The following is a 19,818-nucleotide window of genomic DNA, read 5'->3' on the forward strand; positions in this document are numbered from 1 at the left end:
TAAAATACTGGGTTAAAACTCTCTTAAACATGCCCCCCTAATTTTATCTCAAATTATATAACCCTATAAATTATTTAAAAAAATGAAAAAACTAAACAATTTTTTACTCCTTGCAGCGGGTGTGGCATCTATGGCTTCATGTGAAAAACTAGACGACTTTGTTGGTGGTGGCAACGGTGGAGAAGACAAAGGTGTTGTCTTAAAAAACCACTCAGACACTCCAGCTTATTTCAATTTAGCACCTGAGTTTAGCAATGTTAAAATTTACTCCATATTAAGTTCTGGAGACATGTTACCAGAATCTCCTGATTTTGTTTATGGTTCTATGGCAGATGGCGCTGGTTTATTAAAAGAAGCTGATGATAGCTTTACTTTAATTAATAATATAGAAGCAGACTACTCTATTGCTAGAATAAAGTTTGACAAATCTTTTAAGCCTGTAAAAGGAGAATACATTTTAAACGCACAAGCTACTGCAAACACTGCACAATGTTCAGGTTCATTAATTACACCTGAAGAGCATGGTTTTGGTCCTATGTACCTTTCTGGCGGTGAATGGGGTGGTTCTTTAAAAGGTGTTTTCTCAACTGACCCTTACAAAAGCACAACTAACGCTTCTGTAGCTTCCATGTTACCAGCTTTAGGGCAATGGTCTACTGAAAATGCTGTTGCAATTGGTAAAGATGCTTTTCCTGGAAAAACTGTAATCTTTATCGGAGACGATAACTCTAACAACGAGGTTCCTTCTGGACAATTGGGAATGTATGTTGCAGAGCAAGGTGACCTTAACAATGGTAAGTTATATACCTTAAAAGTAACTACTGAAGGTATCAACTACGAAATGGACATGGTTGAAGGTGAAACTTATGAGGCTGAGTTTGTTGAAATGGAAGAAAGAGCTATTGACCTTTTAGATGCTGAAGCAAAAGAAAAAGGTGCAATGGGATTCTCTAGACTTGAAGACATCGACTGGAGAAGAGGTGTTGCTGCTAACCAAAGAGAATTATACATGGCCGTTACAGGAAGAAAAAAAGATGGTCTTGTTGGCAAAGGAACACTTTACGGAAGGGTTTATAAAGTGATTTTAAGTAAAGATGACCCAACAAAAGCTACAATATCTTGTGTTTTAGATGGTGATAAATTAGACGGTAAAGCCAAAGCTTTTCATAGCCCTGACAACATTGTGGTTTCTAAAAACTTTGCATACATCCAGGAAGATCCTAATGGATACCCTGACACTCCAGAAAAATCACATTTCGCTCAATTATATCAGTATAACTTAAATACTGGTGAACTTAAAACAGTATTAGAATGCGACCAAAATTCTGCTTCATTAAACGGAGTTGGAAACACTGAAAAAAACTGGGAAATTACTGGTATGATTGATGTTTCTGATGCTTTAGGAATTGATGATACTTTTATCATGATTACTCAAAACCATGGTTGGGAGCCTGCAGACGGTTCTGCTTTTACAGATCCTTTTGCTAATCCAGATGCAAATAGCCGTAAAGAAGGAAGTCAGTTATTTGTTATTAAAGGTTTATCAAACTAGTTTGTTTAGATGAATAGTTACTTAACAAAAAATATAAGAAAAGGGGTTTATGTTTTCATAAACCTCTTTGCTTTATCTATTATTTCATGTAATGAGGTAAAGAAAAAAGAAGAGACGATTGAAATTACATTAGGGGAACAAATCGAAAAAAAATATACTCATGAGTTAATTAAATGTCAAGCATATACAGACAGTTTATCTAAAAGTACTTCCAGAGAAAACTTTGCAAAATACTATTTAAAGTCTAGAGCAATTTTTAAGCAAATGGAACCGATTATGGCGTTTCATGATGCAGAGAATTACAAATTTTTAAATGCTCCAAATATTTTAAAAGTTGAAGAAGAAGACGCTACAAATATTAAAATATTATCTCCTAAGAGCTTTCAGGTTCTAGAAGAAACTATATATGCAGATAGTTTAGAGGTGACTACAATTAAAAATACTGCAGAACTCATTAGAAACCGACTTAAATTAATTGAAAAAAACACTAAACTCTCCTATTTTAAAAATCATCATTTTTTATGGTTGTTGCGAGATGCCGTTTTACGCGTATCGCAAACTGGAATTACAGGTTTTGATTCTCCAGTATTAGAGCAATCCTTAGAAGAAGCAACTATTGTATATAAAAGTCTTAGAGAATATCTAGATTTTGCTAAAACAAAATTCAAAAATAAAGCACTTTATACCAATTGGGTAAATGAAATTAACGCCACGCTTAAAAGTTTAGAAAGTGTAAAATTTAATGAGTTTGACCGTTACAGTTTTATCAAAAACCACACGCATAAGCAGTTAGATTTATTTAACAAAACCGTTGAAGACTGGAGTGTTGAGTTCCCTTTTACCTTAGCATTAAACAACAATGCACCTTCTTTGTTTTCGGATAAAACATTTAACCCAAAATATTATTCTGATGCCAAAAACATTGGATATTCTAAAAAAGTGGTTGCTCTTGGTCGTGATTTATTTAATGATAAAGGGCTTTCTAAAGATGGTAGCATGAGTTGCGCTACTTGCCATGTCAAAGAAAAAGCTTTCACCGATGGAATGGTTAAACCAAAAGGGCAATTACGTAATAGCCCTACCCTAACCTATGCATCATTACAACAAAACTTTTTTTATGACAACCGAGCTGGTAGCTTAGAAGGTCAAATCGTTGCTGTAGTAAAAAACGATTCTGAATTTCATACCAATTTAGAAACCTTGCAGAAAGTCGTAGAGGAAAACTCTAACTATAAAGTGCGTTTTGATAGCATTTATGAAGGTGAAGTAACAGATTATACAGTTAGAAATGCTATTGCCGAATACATTAGAAGTCTAAACAAATTCAATTCAAAATTTGATTTAAACATTACAGGTAAAGAAAATTCATTGACTACCAATGAAATTAATGGCTTTAATCTTTTCATGGGGAAAGCAAAATGCGCAACCTGTCATTTTGCTCCTGTTTTTAATGGTACAGTACCAACCTTGTATAAAGATACCGAAATGGAATTATTGGGTGTTCCTGCTAAAAACGATACCATTAATGCACTAGTTGATGCTGATTTAGGACGTTATTACTTTTACAAAACCGAAGAACGCAAGCACTTTTTTAAAACACCAACGATTAGAAATATTGAACTCACCGCTCCGTACATGCACAACGGAGTATATACAACACTAGAAGAGGTTATAGATTTTTATAACAGAGGCGGCGGTGCAGGTATTGGAATTGATTTAGAATTACAAACCTTACCTCCAGACCCATTAGGCTTAACAGATGAGGAACAAAAAAACCTTATTCATTTCCTTAAAACGTTAACAGATAAATCATAAACAATCCTACTTAAAACCTACTTATAATTAGCCATATAAGTAGGTTTTATCCTTTTAAATTTCTCTAAATCTATTTTCATACATTAGTAGTGACTAATTACAATTAAAACATAAAGCAACTACTATTCCTCTCCTTCTTTATAGGATGGTTATGCTGTTATGCACAGAACAGAAAATAGCCCATTGCTACTGTAGTCATCACCCCTACTATTAATGGTCCTGCTATTAATTATACTGCAAAAACTGTATCTGTACAAGTGTGCTAGGCCTTAGTAGACCGTAGACATCTAGGAGAGTTTTATCTAAATTCGAAAAAAATGTCTACACAACCTAAAAATAATGTATAATGAGCTTCAGAAATAAACCCAAGAAGCAATAATTAGTAATTATTTTTTGTTAAAACCGAAACTTGAGGCATTTTAATCTCCAATATCAAGTAAAAGATTCCTTTCCTGAATAACCTATTAAAAATATAGGCTATCTTAGAGGCTTATTCAATAAATAATTGATTTTAACCATGGAACCAAAATCTTTTTTAAAAACACTTTCTTTTTTACACCTTTCTTTAGTAATTGGATTACTACTTTTCTCGGTCATTGCGTATTCGCAAACTACAGGTATTACATTAGAGCCAGAGTCTAACAACGTATTTCTATACATTGTTCCTGTTATAGCAATTATCGGTTATTTTGGAAGTCAAGTAGTATTTAAAAAAAAACTAAGTACAATTAAAACAGATAATACTTTAACAGAAAAACTTAAAAAGTATAAATCGGCATCCCATATCAAATTTTTCCTAATAGAGATTCCCGCACTACTTTCTATTTATGCCTTTTACATTACTAGTAATGCATTGCCCTTAGTAATTGCCGTATGCCTTATTGCATATTTATATGTCCAAAAACCGTCTGCGGATAAAATAAAAACAGAATTGGCACTTAATCCTAACGAAATACAACAATTATAGGATGAAAAAAATAAGTAAAATCATATTCGTAATGTTAGCTTTTTTAGGAATTTTCAAATCAACCGCCCAAGATTGGCCAGATTTACAACATTTTCAAAAGGAGAATGCATCAATAACGGCACCTTTGGAAAATGAAAATAGAGTTGTATTTATGGGCAATTCCATTACTATTGGCTGGCTGCATAAACGCCCTGATTTTTTCAAAAACAAACCATACATTAACAGAGGTATTAGTGGACAGACAACACCCCAAATGTTAATTCGTTTTAGACAAGATGTTGTTGCTCTGCAACCAAAAGTAGTAGTTATTTTAGCAGGAACTAACGATATTGCTGGTAATACTGGCCCATCTTCTTTAAATATGATTGCCGACAATATTAAGGGAATGGCAGAAATTGCTAAGGCAAATGGAATTAAAGTAATCTTATCCTCTACCCTGCCAGCATTTAAATATCCTTGGAAACCCGATGTAAAACCTGCAGAAAAAATAATGATACTAAATAAAATGATTAAGGAGTATGCCTCTAAAAACAATTGTATTTATTTAGACTATTTTTCTGCAATGGCGGATGAAAGAAATGGTTTACCCAAAAAATATGCGAAAGATGAAGTACACCCAACTGAAGAAGGCTACGCAGTTATGGAACCGTTGGTAGAAAAGGCTATTGAAGAAGCATTAAAAAAATAAACTACTCTTTGAAAGAAATAGAAAAAAATTGGGACTCTATTATTATAGGGTCGGGAGCCGGCGGATTAGCAGCCGCAATATGTTTATCTAGAGCAGGACAAAAAGTTCTTGTTCTGGAGAAACATGACGTTCCAGGAGGATGGTGTCATAGTTTTTATTTAAATGGACACAGATTTACTCCCGGAGTGCATTATGTCGGGTTACTTGGAGAAGGAGAATCTACTAGTGACTTATACAAAGGACTAGGCATTGCCAATGAGCTTGTTTTTTTTAGAATGAATAAAGATGCTTATGAACATTGTTGGATTGGAAATGAAAGGTTCGATTACCCTTCCAATCTTGATGAATTATCTACTCGATTATCCGCAAAATTTCCTAAAGAAAAAAAGAATATAGAAAAGTACTTAATATTGATTAAAAATGTAAGCACACAAATATATTCCTTACCGTACATTAAAGGATTTTGGCAAAAACTAACTATACCTTACAGAACAAGACATATGGGTAAATATGGATTGTTTAGTCTTAAAAGAGTTATTGATTGGCATATAAAAGATCCTTTATTAAAAAATATCCTAAATATACAATGCGGGGATCATGGATTGCAGCCTAACAAAGCCCCTTTTCCTTTACATTGCGCATTAATGAGTCACTATTTTAATGGTAGTTATTATCCTATGGGTGGTGGTGGTGCTTTAATTAAAGCAAAAACAAACGTTATAAAAAAATATAATGGCACCGTGTGTACAAGTACTCCAGTAAAAAAAATACTTTTATCTGGAGAATCTAAAAAAACTGCTGTTGGAGTAGAATTAGAAAATGGACAACAGTTATTTGCTAAGAATATAATATCTAATGCAGACCCAGGAATAACCTATTTAGATCTAATTGGTAAAGAAAGTATTAGTAATAAATTATTTAAAAAACTTAATAAAACAAAATATTCCTGCACCTCATTAATGCTGTTTTTAACTGTAAATTTAGACCTTAAAAAAGCTGGACTAGATTCTGGTAATATTTGGCTTATGCCGGGGAAAGACGCGGACGAATGTTACGATGATTTAATGAAAGTAAACCTGTTGGAAGGAGATGCTTTTGAAGGCATGTTTATAAGCTGCACTACCCTAAAGGACCCTTCTAGTTATGACGGAAAAAATCATTCCCTAGAAGTTATTACATTTATTAATTACGATTCTTTTAAACCTTTTGAGAATGAAAAAGAAAAACGATCTAAGGCTTATCTGGATTTTAAAGATAAACTAACCGATAAAATGCTTAATGGGTTGGAAAAAGTAATACCCAGTATTAGACAGCACATAGTTCACCAAGATTTAGGAACCCCTATAACAAATGAGTATTATGTAAACTCTACTAGAGGTAGCGTATATGGTACAGAAAAGAGTTTTAAAAACATTGGGCCTTTTGCCTACAAGGCGAAAAGTGAAATTAATAACTTATACCTATGCGGAGCTAGTATTCTTTCCCACGGCGTTGCGGGAGCTGCGCACTCTGGTGTAGACACAGCAAGTATTATCCTAAAGTGCGAAGCTGATGAATTAAGAACTCCTTTACCCGACCAAGAATTAAGAATTTATGATGCAGAAGATGCTAAAGAATATCCTGACTGGCTGACAAAAAAAATAAAGGTTAGAAAATCTAAAGCAATTTTAAAAGAGGAAAAAATAAATTCTTAATATCTAAATCAAAAAAAATTATAAATACAAAAGGGCTATTTTACATGAAGAATAGCCCTTTTGTATTTATAACACTCAAGCTAACTTGTATATAGTAGAAGTGCTGTGTTTTGTTTACATTTGAAAAGTTTTGACTTTTTAAATAAATTATATGAAAGATTTACTCTTTGGGCTTTTAGGGCTATGCTTAGCTTGCAATACTTCTCAAAAAACAGTTTCCGAAAAAGAAGACAAAAAAGGGAATAATACTAAAATTGAAGTTACAAAAATTGCCTCTTCAATAACAGAATTAGAACTTAAAGAACATCTTTACATCTACGCTTCCGATGCCTTTGAAGGTAGAGAAACAGGACAGCCAGGGCAAAAAAAAGCCGTTGATTATCTTAAAAAAGAGTATATAAAATTAGGTATACCCGCTGCTAAAAAAGATGGCAATTATTTTCAAAAAGTGCCTTTATCATTAAATAAAGTTCCTAAAGGGGTATTAAGTTTTAAAAACAAGAAGTTCCCAGTAGGAGATCACGTTTTAACTTTTAATTCTTTTAGTGGTACTTATTCATCTATCGCTTATGTGGGTTATGGTATTGAAGATGGTCTATATTCAGATTATACTAATATAGATGTAAAAGGAAAAATTGTATTGGTAAAATCTGGCGAACCGCAAAAAGAAAATGGCAATTACATACTTTCCGGCTCTAAAGAAAAGTCTATTTGGAGTAATATGTCTGAGTCTTTAGGAAAACGAATTAAAATAGCTAAAGACCATGGTGCCATTGGTATTTTGTATTATGATTCTACAAATTTTAGTCGTTTTAAAAGTAGATTTAATTATATGCAACGAAACAACAGTGGACGAATGGAAATAAAAACCAATAAAGACGAGTTCGTTAGCCTTTATTTAGACGCACATTTATCCAAAACTATTTATCCAGAAATAGAAACTAAAAATAATCCTACTACAATAGAAAGTCCTATTTCGTTTCATATTGAAAGTGCAAATAATGACCTAGCTTCTGAAAACGTAGTGGCTTTTTTAAAGGGTACCGAAAAGCCAGAAGAATACCTAATTATCTCTTCCCATTTAGACCATATTGGAGTTACTGACAATGGAGAAATAAATAATGGTGCGGATGATGATGGATCAGGAACAGTTGCTTTATTAGAGATTGCTGAAGCATTTAAAAAGGCTGCTGACGCAGGTAATGGCCCAAAACGTTCTATTGTCTTTTTACATGTAACAGGAGAAGAAAAAGGTCTTTTAGGCTCTCAATACTATGCAGATATACAACCCCTTTTTCCTTTAAAAAATACGGTGGCTAACTTAAATATAGACATGATAGGAAGAATTGACCCAAAAAGGAAAGGAAACCGTAATTACTTATACCTAATTGGATCAGATAAATTGAGTAAAGATTTACATGATTTATCCGAAAATGTAAACAACAAATATTCCAATATTGAATTCGATTATAAATATAATGATGAAAACGACCCTAATCGATTTTATTACAGAAGTGATCATTACAATTTTGCGAAAAATAACATTCCTATAATTTTTTACTTTAATGGAACCCATGATGACTATCATAGGCCAACAGATACACCTGATAAAATAAACTACGATTTATTAGAAAACAGGACTAAACTTATTTTCTACACCGCCTGGGAAATTGCAAATAGAGAACAACGAATAATTGTAGATAAAGTAAAATAATGTCGCGAAATTCGTATAAACAAAAAAGCCTTATCATTAATGATAAGGCTTTGCTTTTGGGTGGAGGACGGGATTCGAACCCGCGACCCTCGGTACCACAAACCGATGCTCTAACCAACTGAGCTACAACCACCATTTGTAAGCGATGGCAAATGTAATTTTTTTTATTTAATCTATCAAAATAAACCACCTAAAAAAATAAGAAAAGTGTTAGTACTAGTCAATAATAATAATTAACTTGTGAGAAATACGCTTCCGTCTCTACAAGAAAGAACGCAAGTGTATTTTTATTAAATTGTTCTAGTTTTTGTCCAAAAATCTTAAAATGAATAACTTAAAGTTTTTTTTTAAGTACAGTTCCTTCCTACAAATATTCCTTTTTGTAATGCTCTGTTTTACCCATCCATTACATTTATATTCTCAACAAAAAAAGGATAGCCTCATAAACTTAATTAAAGAGAAAGAAAAAAGCGCTTATTTTTCTACGAAAGACACCACATATATTAATTTATTAAATAAACTGGCGCGTGAATACACTTATTCTATTTCCGATTCTTTATATACTATTTCTTGCAATATTTTAGATTATAGCATTGCCGCAGGTTACGAAAAAGGAATTGGACAAGCTTATTTCGGAATGAGTACGTACTATCTTGAAAAAGGCAAAGACTCTTTGGTCTTTAATAATTTAGAAAAAGCAAAAAAAATTGCATTAAGAACAAAAGACACAGTTTTATTGTTGAACATTAGTAACTATCTAGCTATTGAGTATGATCATATGGGAGATAGCACTAAGTCCTTAAAAGAATATCTAAAATCTGAAAAATTAGCTTTAAAAATCAAGGACAAAACATTCCTATTTACTATTTATGAAAATATTGCTGTTACATTTAGCCATAAAAAATTATACCATAGAGCTCTTAAATATTTTAATAAAGCTAAAGATATTGGGGACGAAATTAATAATAGTATTCTAACGGGCTCCACATTATGTAACATGACAAGAGTTTATATTGGGTTAAATGATTTAGAAAATGCTTCAAAAAGTCTTAACAAAGGAATTGAAATAGTAGAAAAACATAATTCAAAAGAATGGACAGGTTACGCTTACATGTTAAAAGGAGATATCCTTCTTGAACAAAAAAAATATGAAGAAGCGTTAATTTGGTACAAAAAAAGTGAACCCATACAACTTTCTACGAACTACGACATTGGTGTTATGGATTTGTATAGTGGTATGTCTAAAATATACATTCATCAAAACAATTTAGAGTTAGGAGAACAATTTGCCATAAAGGCATCTAATCTTGCAAATGAAATACGATACCCGCGAGGCATATCACAGTCCGCGGAAAATTTATCATTATTATACGAAAAATTAAATTCCCCTAAAAAGGCTCTTAAATACCATAAATTATTTAAAAAAATGTCGGATTCTTTATCCAAGAATGAGCAAATAATTGGAATAGCATTTTTGGATATAGAAAGAACACACCAACAAGAACAATATGAGTTAATACATCAAAGTAACACTAAACTTTTTAAGCAAAAACAATTATTGTATGTCAGTTTAGCTTCTTTATTAGGTTTAATTACTATTGCATTTTTAATTCGAAAAAATTTAAATACCCAAAAAAGAATGAGTGCCGCTTTAAAAGTTAAAAATGAAATTCTAGCTGCCAATGAAAATAAACTAAAAACAATAAATACAACAAAAGATAAACTGTTTTCTATTGTAGGGCATGATTTAAGAGGTCCAATGTTATCTTTAAAAGAGTTACTAAATTTAAGTTTAGAAGATGATACTATATTTAAACGTTTTATTCCACAGTTAAAAACGCAAGTAAACCACATTCAATTTACTTTAGACAATTTACTTTCATGGGGCCAAACTCAAATGAAAGGCACCACAATAAATAAAGAAAAAGTTAGTCTTAGAGAGATTTCGCAAAACAACATAAATCTTTTTTCTAAATCCATTGAAAAGAAAAAAATAGAAGCAAAAATATTAATCTCAGAAAACCACTTTATACTTGCAGACACAAACCATATTGATTTAATACTAAGGAATTTAATCAGTAATGCTATAAAGTTTACCCCAGAAAAAGGAAAAATAGTTATAAATTCTAGTAAAAAAGACAACCAAATTATATGTTCTGTTATAGACGATGGGTTAGGTATAAAACAAGAGAATTTAAAAAAGTTATTTAACGAAACATCCCATTATAGCACCTACGGAACTTTAAACGAAAAAGGAACTGGTTTAGGATTATCTTTATGTAAAGAAATGGTAGAGTTAAATAATGGTTCTATATGGGCTATAAGTAAGGAAAACTTAGGCAGTACTTTCTCCTTTAGTTTTCAGGAATATGAAAAAAATTAAACTTTATTTGTTTGTTCCGTCTTACAATTAATCGACGAACTGCACTATTTTTAAGACAAAACACACAAAAACACCTCTTTCACAACATATTTTAGTTTAGTCCTTCTTATCACAGTAATTTTATCTTCCTAATTTTATTAAGGATAAATGGCACAAAACTGTACTACTACATCATACAGTTTATTAAAAAAAACTATGCGTAAAACAATAATTACGTTAGTGCTTCTTGGCACCATAGTTTTATCTGGCCAAACATCAAAAAAAGATAGCTTAGAAAAACAAGTTTCCAAGTTAGAGCAGCTAACTAATACTAACGAAAGAGATACAGTACATATTAGTAATTTAATGGATTTAGCATTAAATTTAAGATATTACAATACAGACAAGTTACTTTCCTTATCTACCAAAGTATTAAACCTAAGTAAAAATATTCAATATAAAAATGGCGAAATTAACTCCTTAATAGGAATCGGCACCTATTATTCTGATCAAGGAATGCACCTGAAAGGAATTAACTTTTACGAAAAAGCACTTTTTATTTCCAAAGAAACAAAAAGCAACAAACAAATATTAAGATGTAAAAATAGTCTTGCAGGGGAATACAGTTATTTAGGAAATTACGCAAAAGCCTTAAGTGGGTATCTTGACGCTATAGAATATGCTACTTTAATTAAAGATAAATTAATGCTATCAATTTTAAACGAAAATATAGCTAGTCTTTATGTAAGTCAAAAAGATTATGAACAAGGACTTCATTTTTACAAAAAAGTAAAAAAAATTAATGAAGAAATAAACAACCCTGTTTATTCTGCTGAAACTATGAGCAATATGGCATCTGCTTATGCAGATATGGGTAAATTAGAGTATGCCATGTTTAATGTTAATGCCAGTATTGCCATTTTTGAAAAAGAAAAAATAATGGATTGGCTTGCTTTTGCTTATGAAATAAAAGGAAAAACATACCTAAAGCAAAAAAAATACAAATGGGCTTTATTTTGGTATAATCAAAGTGAAATGTTGCATGAAACATTACAAGATGACCGTGGAAAAATCGATTTATACAATGGAATGTCGGAAGCTTTTTTGGGCCAACATAAAGACAGTATTTCTCAAAAGTATGCTTTAGAAGCATTTGCATTATCAACACAATTGAAGTCAAAAGAAGGAATACAAAAATGTGCAAAAACCCTTTATAAAGTAAACAAAAATAAAAAAGACTTTGCTACGGCATTAACTTATCATGAGTTATACCAAAAAATATCGGACACTTTATCTACTAGTGAAAATCAGAAAGGTTTAACCATGCTCAAAACAAAAATTGAGCACGAAAGACAAAAAGAAGAGCTTATAGAAACAAATAAAAAGGCGCTTGCTACCCAAAAATACTATGTATATGGGGCTTTATTTATTTTACTCATATTTATTGTTATTACATTTATTATCCGTAGAAACGAAAAAATACAAAAAAACCTGAATATTGAATTAAATACAAAAAGGCAAGATTTAGAAAAAAGTGAGATTAATTTAAGAGAAATAAACTCTACGAAAGACAAATTGTTTTCTATTATAGGGCATGATTTAAGGGGGCCAATTGGAGCTTTTCAAGGGCTTTTAAAATTATTCAAAAATGGAGAAATTGGGCAAGAAGAATTTTTAGATTTTGTTCCCAAATTAAAATCGGATATAGACCATATATCATTTACTTTAAATAACCTTTTAACATGGGGACAAAGTCAAATGAATGGTGCTAATACCAAACCTTCTATTACGCCATTGGAAAATTTAGTAAAAGAAAACATGAATCTTTTATCCGAAACTGCCATAAATAAATCCATTACATTAGTTAATCAAATACCCAATGATACTATTTCATGGATTGATAGTAACCAAATAGATATTGTAATTAGAAATTTAATTAGCAATGCTCTAAAATTTACTCCGGAAAATGGTAAAATAACTATTGGTGTTATGGAGAAAAATAATCAATGGGAGGTTTTTGTTAAAGATACTGGCATTGGGATGAATACAGACGTACAGAAACAAATTTTTGCAAAAAATTCTAACATTACCACATACGGAACAAATAACGAGAAAGGAACAGGTTTAGGCCTTTCTTTATGTAAAGAAATGGTAGAAAAAAACAATGGTAAAATATGGGTTACTAGCAGGTTAGAAAAAGGTTCTTGCTTTTATTTTACTGTCCCTAAAGCGAAAAAAAATTACAAGCGAACGGCTTAAATAATATCTCCAACTTGGTCTACTCCTATTACTCTTTCTACTGTAAACCCTTCTGCATGACGTACTCCAATTAACCTACCCAAATCTCTTGCTCTATAATCTACACTATCTAAGAAATTTTTACTGGTAATTGGTGTCTCTGGCTCTTTACTATTTGGATCATGAAATTGCGATGCATAAGCTTTTATCGAATCCATTTTTTTATCCACAAATCCCGAAATATCCACTGCAAAATCGGGTTCTAAATTTTTCCATTGTATGTAATGGTATACATTTTTTGGCCTCCACGCCTCTTGCAATCCTTTATCTTCTTCTGCATTAGTTTTTATCTTAATTAAGCCACTTAAAAAACATGCATCACTAACTAAACGGCTTCCTTTTCCGTGATCAATATGCCTATCATCAATAGCATTACATAAAACTATATCTGGTTTATACGTTCGTATTTGCTTTATTATTTCTAGTTGATGTTTTTTATCATTTACAAAAAAACCATCTGCGAAACCCATGTTAGTTCTAACAGAAACTCCCAAAATATCTCCGGCCTTGGCCGCTTCCATATCTCTTATCTCTGCGGAACCTCTTGTACCTAACTCTCCTCTAGTAAGATCTACAATTCCGACTTTTTTACCGTTTGCTATTGCCTTGGCAATTGTTCCTCCTGCTCCAAGTTCTGCATCATCTGGGTGCGCTCCAAAAACTAATATATCTAATTTCATTCATCTGGTTTTATAAACTTACTGTCGGTTAACTATCTACTTTCTTACCTTATTTAGTGCATTATTTATATCTTCTATCAAATCTTCTGTTTCTTCAATACCAACAGAGAAACGAATAAGGTTTTCGGCAATACCCTGTTTTTGTCTTTCTTTTTTTCCTAATAACGAATGTGATGTTTGAGCGGGAGATAACATAGTACTTTCCACACCAGCCAAACTCATAGATGGTTTTATTAAATTTAATTCTTTTTGAAACTTTTCCGCATCAAACCCTTCTTTAATTTCAAAAGAAAGCATCCCACCAAAACCTCTCATTTGAGACTTTGCCAATTCATGACCATTATGAGAAGGTAATCCAGGGTAATATACTTTTTTAATATCCTTATGGCTATCTAAATACTTTGCCATTTTCATCGCATTTTCATTCTGCGCCTTTACACGAATTCCCATAGTTTTTAAACTCCTTTCTAACAGCCATACTGTATAATCACTTAAGCTACCTCCTAAATTTTTTCCTAAATGAAATATACGTGCTATGTTTTCTTTAGAAGAAGCGACTGCTCCTGCGCATATATCTGAATGACCTCCCATATATTTTGTAGCACTATGAATTACTACATCTATACCAAAATCTATAGGATTTTGATTTACCGGACTGGCAAAAGTATTATCTATTATAGAAATAATTCCATGCTTTTTAGCCACTTTACCTATAGCAGCTATATCTACAATGCTTAATAATGGATTAGAAGGTGTTTCTATATAAATTACCTTTGTAGTCTCTTTAATTTTTGTCTCAAAATCCTTAGCGTCTAAACCATCTACAAAAGAATATTCTATTCCAAATCTATCAAATTCTTCGTTAATTAAATTATAGGTACCCCCATATAATTCTCTTTGCAAAACCACATGATCCCCAGCTTTTAAAAAGGCAAGCACAGCAGTACTTACAGCAGCCATTCCACTACCAAAAATCAAGGCTGATTCTGCATGCTCTAATGCCGCTATTTTAACACAAAGTGCCTCTTGATTAGGTGTATTAAAGTATCTTGGGTACCTTTTTATATCTACGTCTTGGAATGCATAAGAAGAACTCATATAAAGAGGAGAAACAGCACCTTTAAATTGCTTATCCTCTAATTCACCAACGTGTGTACAAATAGTATTAATACCCTTATAATTATTTCCCATTACATAAATTTAGGTTCCATAAACAATCTAGAAGCAAGCATGCGTAATATTAATTGGAAACTAATTTTTATTCCCGCCTAAGACACAAAGCATTTACATATAGATTATCGAGTTAAATTTACGAAAACAGTAAAATATAATCTATAAATGATTACTGAAAAAAACGTAAATACAATCCGGGTATTTATTAATTTTTAGAGTAATTTACTTTATATCTCCAAAAACTAATTGCGCCTAAAACGAAAACACCAAAAACAGTATAGTATATAAAGGTCGGCGTAATTACCTGATCACCACTTGCATAGCTATGCAAGCCAACTAGATAAAAGTTAACACCAAAATAGGTCATCATTATACTTGCAAAAGCAATAACACTTAAAAAATTAAAAGTCCATTTACCTCGTAAACCAGGAACTAATCTCGTATGAATAACAAATGCATATACCATAATAGAAACTAAAGCCCATGTTTCTTTAGGATCCCAACCCCAGTAACGACCCCAACTTTCATTGGCCCATTGTCCTCCTAAAAAGTTACCAATGGTTAGCATTATTAAACCAACGGTAAGAGCTAACTCATTAATAATGGTTAACTCCTTTAAATTGATTTCCATTCTTTTTTTGTTCTTCTTCGTAGTTAGCATTATCAAAATTAGAGATACCACACCCAATATCATTCCAACCGTTAAAGGTCCATAACTACCAACGATAATAGAAACATGTATCATTAACCAATAACTATCCAAAACAGGAACCAAATTTGCTATAGAAGGGTCTATCCAACTTTGGTGTGCTATCCATAACAACATAGCAGTTACAAAAGCCGAAGCAGCAATAGTCATATCACTTTTTCTACCCAATAATAACCCCATACCCATAGTTGCCCAAGCCACATACAAAATACTTTCATAAGCGTCACTCCATGGTGCATGCCCGGAAATATACCATCGTAATACCAAGCCTGCTGTATGCCATAAAAAGAATATTATTATAATCCCTTTAAAAGAATAAATAGCAATTTTCCATATTTCGCGATCTTTAAAAATTTCAAATATTAAAATGAAAAACATTAAACTTCCTATTAGGGCATAATACGTGTATAGTCTATTAAATATATTTAGCTTGTTGTATATTACCTCTACTTCTATTTTCTGATCAGAAGGTAAAACTTCTGCACCATGATTTTTTTGATTTTGTTTAAACGCCTCTAATAACTTATCTGCTTCGGTATAGTCTCCAGATTTTTTAGCTTTAGAAAGTGTCATTAAATAATAAGGCACTGCATTTTTTACAAAATTAGCATACAGAGAATCTGTTACTTGATACTGTCCACCTCTATACTCTACAGCAGAAATCCATTTATTATTTTCATCATTTAAAAGTGGAAATATTTTAACAATTTGTCCGCTTAAAGCCTGATTAAGTAAACTCAAACGAATATTAGCATCTTTTATATCTTGCTGAAATTTATTTGGATTATTGGTTGAAGTAGCTTCGGCCAAAAAGGGTTCTAATTTATAGTTGCCCTTTGCATCAAAAAAATCAGTTGCTTTTACAAATGGTTGGCCTTTTTCTACCCCTATGGTTTTACGAATACTATCGTTTTGCTTTTTCTTATCTACCGCTATAAACTCCGTATTATACCAAATAGCAGGATTCATCATCATAGATAAAAATACCTGATCTGCATTTAAATTGCCGTAATTGTCTTTTAAGCTTAGTTTACGAAGGAGTTCCGATGAAAAGGTGTTCATGGGTTTCATTCTACCACTCTCATCCTGAATAACCAGTCTTCCAAACTTAGCAGCATGTTCTTTAGAAACCATCGTAGCCATTAATACCGAATCTACCTGTTTATATGTTGGTGCTGCACTATGATCATGACCATCATCTGCAGAATGCGCCTGACCAGTTGCTGAGATTGTCCCTCCTACTAATAACAATAAAGAGAGTAATGCTCTTTTTGCTTTTAATTTTTCTAAATTCTTTGTTAGGTCTCTAAAGCGGGTTTTTCCAAAGAACATTATCCCTAATAAACCTATATAAAGTAAAGTATAGCCAATATACGTAATCCATGTACCCCAAAAATCATGATTTACAGAAAGTATGGTTCCTTTTTCATCTGGATCAAAACTTGCCTGAAAAAAACGATAGCCTTCATGATCCAAAACATGGTTCATAAATATCTTATAATCAAAAGGGCGGGTATCTTCTATAGTAACTTTACTCATAAAAGAAGCATATCCTTTTTCTGTGCCAGGATATTTTTCGGCTATAAAATCATTAAGTTTAATACTAAATGGCAACTCATATACTTTTGATCCATAAGCTAGGGCAAAATCTAACCCTCCCACTTTAATTTTATCTGTAAAATTAGACGAACCTTTTCCTCCCAAAATTTTCTTTTCAACAGACTCCCCGTTACTTTCAATTTTAAGCACTAATGCATCTTGACTTGCTTTTGTTACTTCTTCTTTAGGAAGTTTCACAACACCATAAGACCCCTGAATAATTGGATCTGGAATAACAAATTGCATTCCTGCAGTATTATATAAAGAACGTAATTGAAACTTCTGTAAACTATCTTTTACAACAACCCCTCTAAATTGGTCTGCCATACGCATAAAATCTCCCTCGAAAGGCGATTTTATAGTATATTCTCCATCTTTTTCAAAGATATTAATAGCACCTTCCGTATTATTATTTAAAGCAAACAAAACGTTATGAATACTTACTACCTTCCCACTCTCTAAATAATGATCATGCCTTTGTCCTCCACCTGCTTCTACAATTTTCAAAAAATAATTTCCTGTTGTATCCGGGACTAAACCTAGTTTTGCTCCTTTTATAAAATCTACATAGGATATTGTAAAATCTTGCCCGTTATAATCCGAATGCCAAGGTAAATTGGATTTTAAAGCTTCTGGAGTTACTATTAAATCGTCCTCCATTATTTTTCTTTTAGGTTCACCGTTTATTTCTCCATCAACATAAGCCGTTAAATAAGTTTTATCTGAATAAAAAACCTTCTCTGAGTTCCCCTCTCTAATTGGCATCATTCCTTCATAACTAATGTATCTGGTAACAAAGGCTCCAACAATTATTAAAATCCATGAAAGATGCAATATTAATACCGCCCATTTTTCTTTTCTTAAGAGTTGGTATCTAAAAATATTTCCCACGAAATTAATTACAAAGAACACCATTATTGCTTCAAACCAACTAGTATTATAAATCCAAATTCTTGCCGTTTCGGTACTATACCAACTTTCTATAAATGTTCCAAAAGCCATGGCAGTAGCAAATAGAATAAATAAGACAGCCATAATACGGGTAGAAAAAAAGAAATTCTTAAGGATATTAGTCATTACAAAGGAGTATTACTTTTCAGGTTGTAAAAATACAGCCTTTTTATGAGTATTATTTATTTTGCAAATGTTAAAATAAATAGCCCACTCTATAGTATTACAATTCCAGAGTCCGAACGTCAAAAAAATGCTTCATAATCCTAAAAAGAATATTTTGCAAAACAGTTTTTTAGTTTTCTTTATCAAGAATAATTATATCCTTAATTTAGCTTTATGTTAGAAGTAGTAATTTTAGGCACAGGAAATATTGCCCAACATTTATTTAATACATTAACTACGTATAATGATATTACTGTTGTTCAAGTTGTTGGTCGCAATCCAAAAGCATTAGCATACTTTGGAGAAAAATCAGACATACAAACTAGTTTTAAAAAAATTAAAACTGCGGATTTATACATTATAGCTGTTAGTGATAATGCACTTGGAGATGTATCTCATTATCTCCATGGTAAAAAGGGTGTTATAGCGCACACAACAGGAAGTATTTCTATGAATATTTTGCAAGAACATAAAAATCATGGTGTTTTTTATCCCTTGCAAACATTTACAAAAAACCAAAAAGTAAATTTTAAGACCGTTCCGCTATGTATAGAGGCAAATAATAATGAGAGTTATTCCCTTTTAAAAAAATTGGCCGAAGTTTTATCTGACAATGTCTATGATATTACTTCTGAGCAGAGAAAAAAATTACATTTAGCTGCTGTTTTTATTAATAATTTCAGCAATTACGTATATCAAATTGGTAATGATATTTGCGAAGAAAATAATTTGTCTTTTGATATTTTAAAACCACTAATTTTAGAAACAGCAAAAAAGGCTACTTTGTTTAACCCAGAAACTGTACAGACAGGACCAGGACGTAGAAATGATTTAGAAACAATAGACATACATAAAGAGCAAATTAAAAATATAGAGCATCTTAAAATATATAACGTTATGACAGATGCAATTTTAAGTAAATATGGAAAAAAGTTATAAAGAGTATTTAGCAAATATTACTACGTTCGTATTTGATGTAGATGGCGTTTTTACGGATGGCACAGTACAAGTTACCACCTCTGGGGAAATGTTAAGAACTATGAGTGTTAAAGATGGTTATGCCCTAAAAGTAGCTATTAAAAAAGGGTATAATGTATGTATTATAAGCGGTGGCACAAATGAAGGCGTAAAAAGCAGATTAGAAGGTTTAGGTGTTAAGACTATTTATATGGGGGCTCATTTAAAAATGGTTCCGTTAAAGGAATATTTAGAAGCTAACAATATCGATGCCAAAAACGCTCTTTATATGGGAGATGACATGCCAGATATTCCTCCAATGGAATTTGTTGGATTACCAACTTGTCCTCAAGATGCTATACCTGAAGTAAAGGCCGTTTCTAAATATATTTCGCATAGAAATGGTGGTAATGCTTGTGTTAGAGATGTTATAGAACAAGTACTAAAAGTACGCGGCGATTGGTTAGGTAATTATAGCGCATCAAACGACTAAG

At 31.9% G+C, this 19,818-nt stretch carries 13 protein-coding genes and 1 tRNA gene; 10 read left to right on the top strand and 4 right to left on the bottom strand.

Annotation, left to right across the window (positions count from 1 at the left end; genetic code table 11):
• The first annotated feature begins 82 nt into the window (after positions 1–82).
• The 6 genes from Q0856_RS15830 (at position 83) to Q0856_RS15855 (ending at position 8,430) form a co-directional block, all read left to right on the top strand.
• Positions 83–1,552: an alkaline phosphatase PhoX gene (locus Q0856_RS15830; protein WP_298479962.1), complete on the top strand. Its 1,470-nt coding sequence runs from the start codon at positions 83–85 to the stop codon at positions 1,550–1,552.
• A gap of 9 nt (positions 1,553–1,561) precedes the next feature.
• Positions 1,562–3,367, top strand: coding sequence for a cytochrome c peroxidase (locus Q0856_RS15835; protein WP_298506609.1), 1,806 nt, complete (start codon positions 1,562–1,564; stop codon positions 3,365–3,367).
• Positions 3,368–3,884: 517 nt separating this feature from the next.
• Positions 3,885–4,334: a hypothetical protein gene (locus Q0856_RS15840; protein WP_298479957.1), complete on the top strand. Its 450-nt coding sequence runs from the start codon at positions 3,885–3,887 to the stop codon at positions 4,332–4,334.
• A 1-nt stretch (position 4,335) separates the two neighbouring features.
• The gene (locus tag Q0856_RS15845; protein ID WP_298506612.1) at positions 4,336–5,022 is read left to right on the top strand and encodes an SGNH/GDSL hydrolase family protein; all 687 of its coding nucleotides are present in this window, start codon (positions 4,336–4,338) and stop codon (positions 5,020–5,022) included.
• Between the two features lie 8 nt (positions 5,023–5,030).
• Complete coding sequence (locus Q0856_RS15850) at positions 5,031–6,716, top strand: NAD(P)/FAD-dependent oxidoreductase (RefSeq protein WP_298506615.1); 1,686 nt, start codon at positions 5,031–5,033, stop codon at positions 6,714–6,716.
• A gap of 151 nt (positions 6,717–6,867) precedes the next feature.
• The gene (locus Q0856_RS15855; RefSeq protein ID WP_298506618.1) at positions 6,868–8,430 is read left to right on the top strand and encodes a M28 family peptidase; all 1,563 of its coding nucleotides are present in this window, start codon (positions 6,868–6,870) and stop codon (positions 8,428–8,430) included.
• 58 nt (positions 8,431–8,488) lie between these two features.
• Here Q0856_RS15855 and Q0856_RS15860 read toward each other — a convergent pair.
• A tRNA-His gene (locus Q0856_RS15860) sits at positions 8,489–8,564 on the bottom strand.
• A gap of 191 nt (positions 8,565–8,755) precedes the next feature.
• Here Q0856_RS15860 and Q0856_RS15865 point away from each other — a divergent pair.
• On the top strand, positions 8,756–10,813 hold the full coding sequence (locus tag Q0856_RS15865) for an ATP-binding protein (protein WP_298506620.1): 2,058 nt from the start codon (positions 8,756–8,758) through the stop codon (positions 10,811–10,813).
• A gap of 195 nt (positions 10,814–11,008) precedes the next feature.
• A complete protein-coding gene (locus Q0856_RS15870) occupies positions 11,009–13,051 on the top strand; it encodes a tetratricopeptide repeat-containing sensor histidine kinase (RefSeq protein WP_298506622.1) in 2,043 nt (680 codons plus the stop codon).
• On the opposite strand, the gene bshB1 is transcribed toward Q0856_RS15870, so the two are convergent.
• The 3 genes from bshB1 to ccsA form a co-directional block, all read right to left on the bottom strand.
• Positions 13,048–13,770, bottom strand: coding sequence for a bacillithiol biosynthesis deacetylase BshB1 (gene bshB1 / locus Q0856_RS15875; protein WP_298479939.1), 723 nt, complete (start codon positions 13,768–13,770; stop codon positions 13,048–13,050). The two genes, Q0856_RS15870 and bshB1, sit on opposite strands and share 4 nt — an antisense overlap.
• 36 nt (positions 13,771–13,806) lie before the next feature.
• The gene (locus Q0856_RS15880; protein WP_298479936.1) at positions 13,807–14,961 is read right to left on the bottom strand and encodes a PLP-dependent aspartate aminotransferase family protein; all 1,155 of its coding nucleotides are present in this window, start codon (positions 14,959–14,961) and stop codon (positions 13,807–13,809) included.
• A gap of 187 nt (positions 14,962–15,148) precedes the next feature.
• Positions 15,149–18,328: a cytochrome c biogenesis protein CcsA gene (gene ccsA, locus Q0856_RS15885; RefSeq protein ID WP_298479933.1), complete on the bottom strand. Its 3,180-nt coding sequence runs from the start codon at positions 18,326–18,328 to the stop codon at positions 15,149–15,151.
• A gap of 213 nt (positions 18,329–18,541) precedes the next feature.
• Between ccsA and Q0856_RS15890 the strand changes: the two genes are divergently transcribed.
• Both Q0856_RS15890 and Q0856_RS15895 read left to right on the top strand, forming a co-directional pair.
• Positions 18,542–19,306 (top strand): Rossmann-like and DUF2520 domain-containing protein, encoded by a 765-nt coding sequence (locus Q0856_RS15890; protein ID WP_298506627.1) that lies wholly within the window; start codon positions 18,542–18,544, stop codon positions 19,304–19,306.
• Complete coding sequence (locus Q0856_RS15895) at positions 19,290–19,817, top strand: HAD hydrolase family protein (RefSeq protein ID WP_298479927.1); 528 nt, start codon at positions 19,290–19,292, stop codon at positions 19,815–19,817. Before Q0856_RS15890 ends, Q0856_RS15895 begins: the two co-directional genes overlap by 17 nt.
• The last annotated feature ends 1 nt before the right edge of the window (position 19,818 follow it).

The organism is uncultured Maribacter sp. (genome assembly GCF_947496775.1).
Taxonomy (GTDB): Bacteria; Bacteroidota; Bacteroidia; order Flavobacteriales; family Flavobacteriaceae; genus Maribacter_B.

Bases quoted from the DNA above. Each gene is read 5' to 3' on its own strand.
- Q0856_RS15890 (WP_298506627.1), top strand. From the start codon at position 18,542: ATGTTAGAAGTAGTAATTTTAGGCACAGGAAATATTGCCCAACATTTA.
- Q0856_RS15855 (WP_298506618.1), top strand. From the start codon at position 6,868: ATGAAAGATTTACTCTTTGGGCTTTTAGGGCTATGCTTAGCTTGCAAT.
- Q0856_RS15895 (WP_298479927.1), top strand. From the start codon at position 19,290: ATGGAAAAAAGTTATAAAGAGTATTTAGCAAATATTACTACGTTCGTA.
- Q0856_RS15835 (WP_298506609.1), top strand. From the start codon at position 1,562: ATGAATAGTTACTTAACAAAAAATATAAGAAAAGGGGTTTATGTTTTC.
- Q0856_RS15840 (WP_298479957.1), top strand. From the start codon at position 3,885: ATGGAACCAAAATCTTTTTTAAAAACACTTTCTTTTTTACACCTTTCT.
- Q0856_RS15880 (WP_298479936.1), bottom strand. From the start codon at position 14,961: ATGGGAAATAATTATAAGGGTATTAATACTATTTGTACACACGTTGGT.
- Q0856_RS15870 (WP_298506622.1), top strand. From the start codon at position 11,009: ATGCGTAAAACAATAATTACGTTAGTGCTTCTTGGCACCATAGTTTTA.
- bshB1 (WP_298479939.1), bottom strand. From the start codon at position 13,770: ATGAAATTAGATATATTAGTTTTTGGAGCGCACCCAGATGATGCAGAA.
- Q0856_RS15830 (WP_298479962.1), top strand. From the start codon at position 83: ATGAAAAAACTAAACAATTTTTTACTCCTTGCAGCGGGTGTGGCATCT.
- ccsA (WP_298479933.1), bottom strand. From the start codon at position 18,328: ATGACTAATATCCTTAAGAATTTCTTTTTTTCTACCCGTATTATGGCT.
- Q0856_RS15845 (WP_298506612.1), top strand. From the start codon at position 4,336: ATGAAAAAAATAAGTAAAATCATATTCGTAATGTTAGCTTTTTTAGGA.
- Q0856_RS15865 (WP_298506620.1), top strand. From the start codon at position 8,756: ATGAATAACTTAAAGTTTTTTTTTAAGTACAGTTCCTTCCTACAAATA.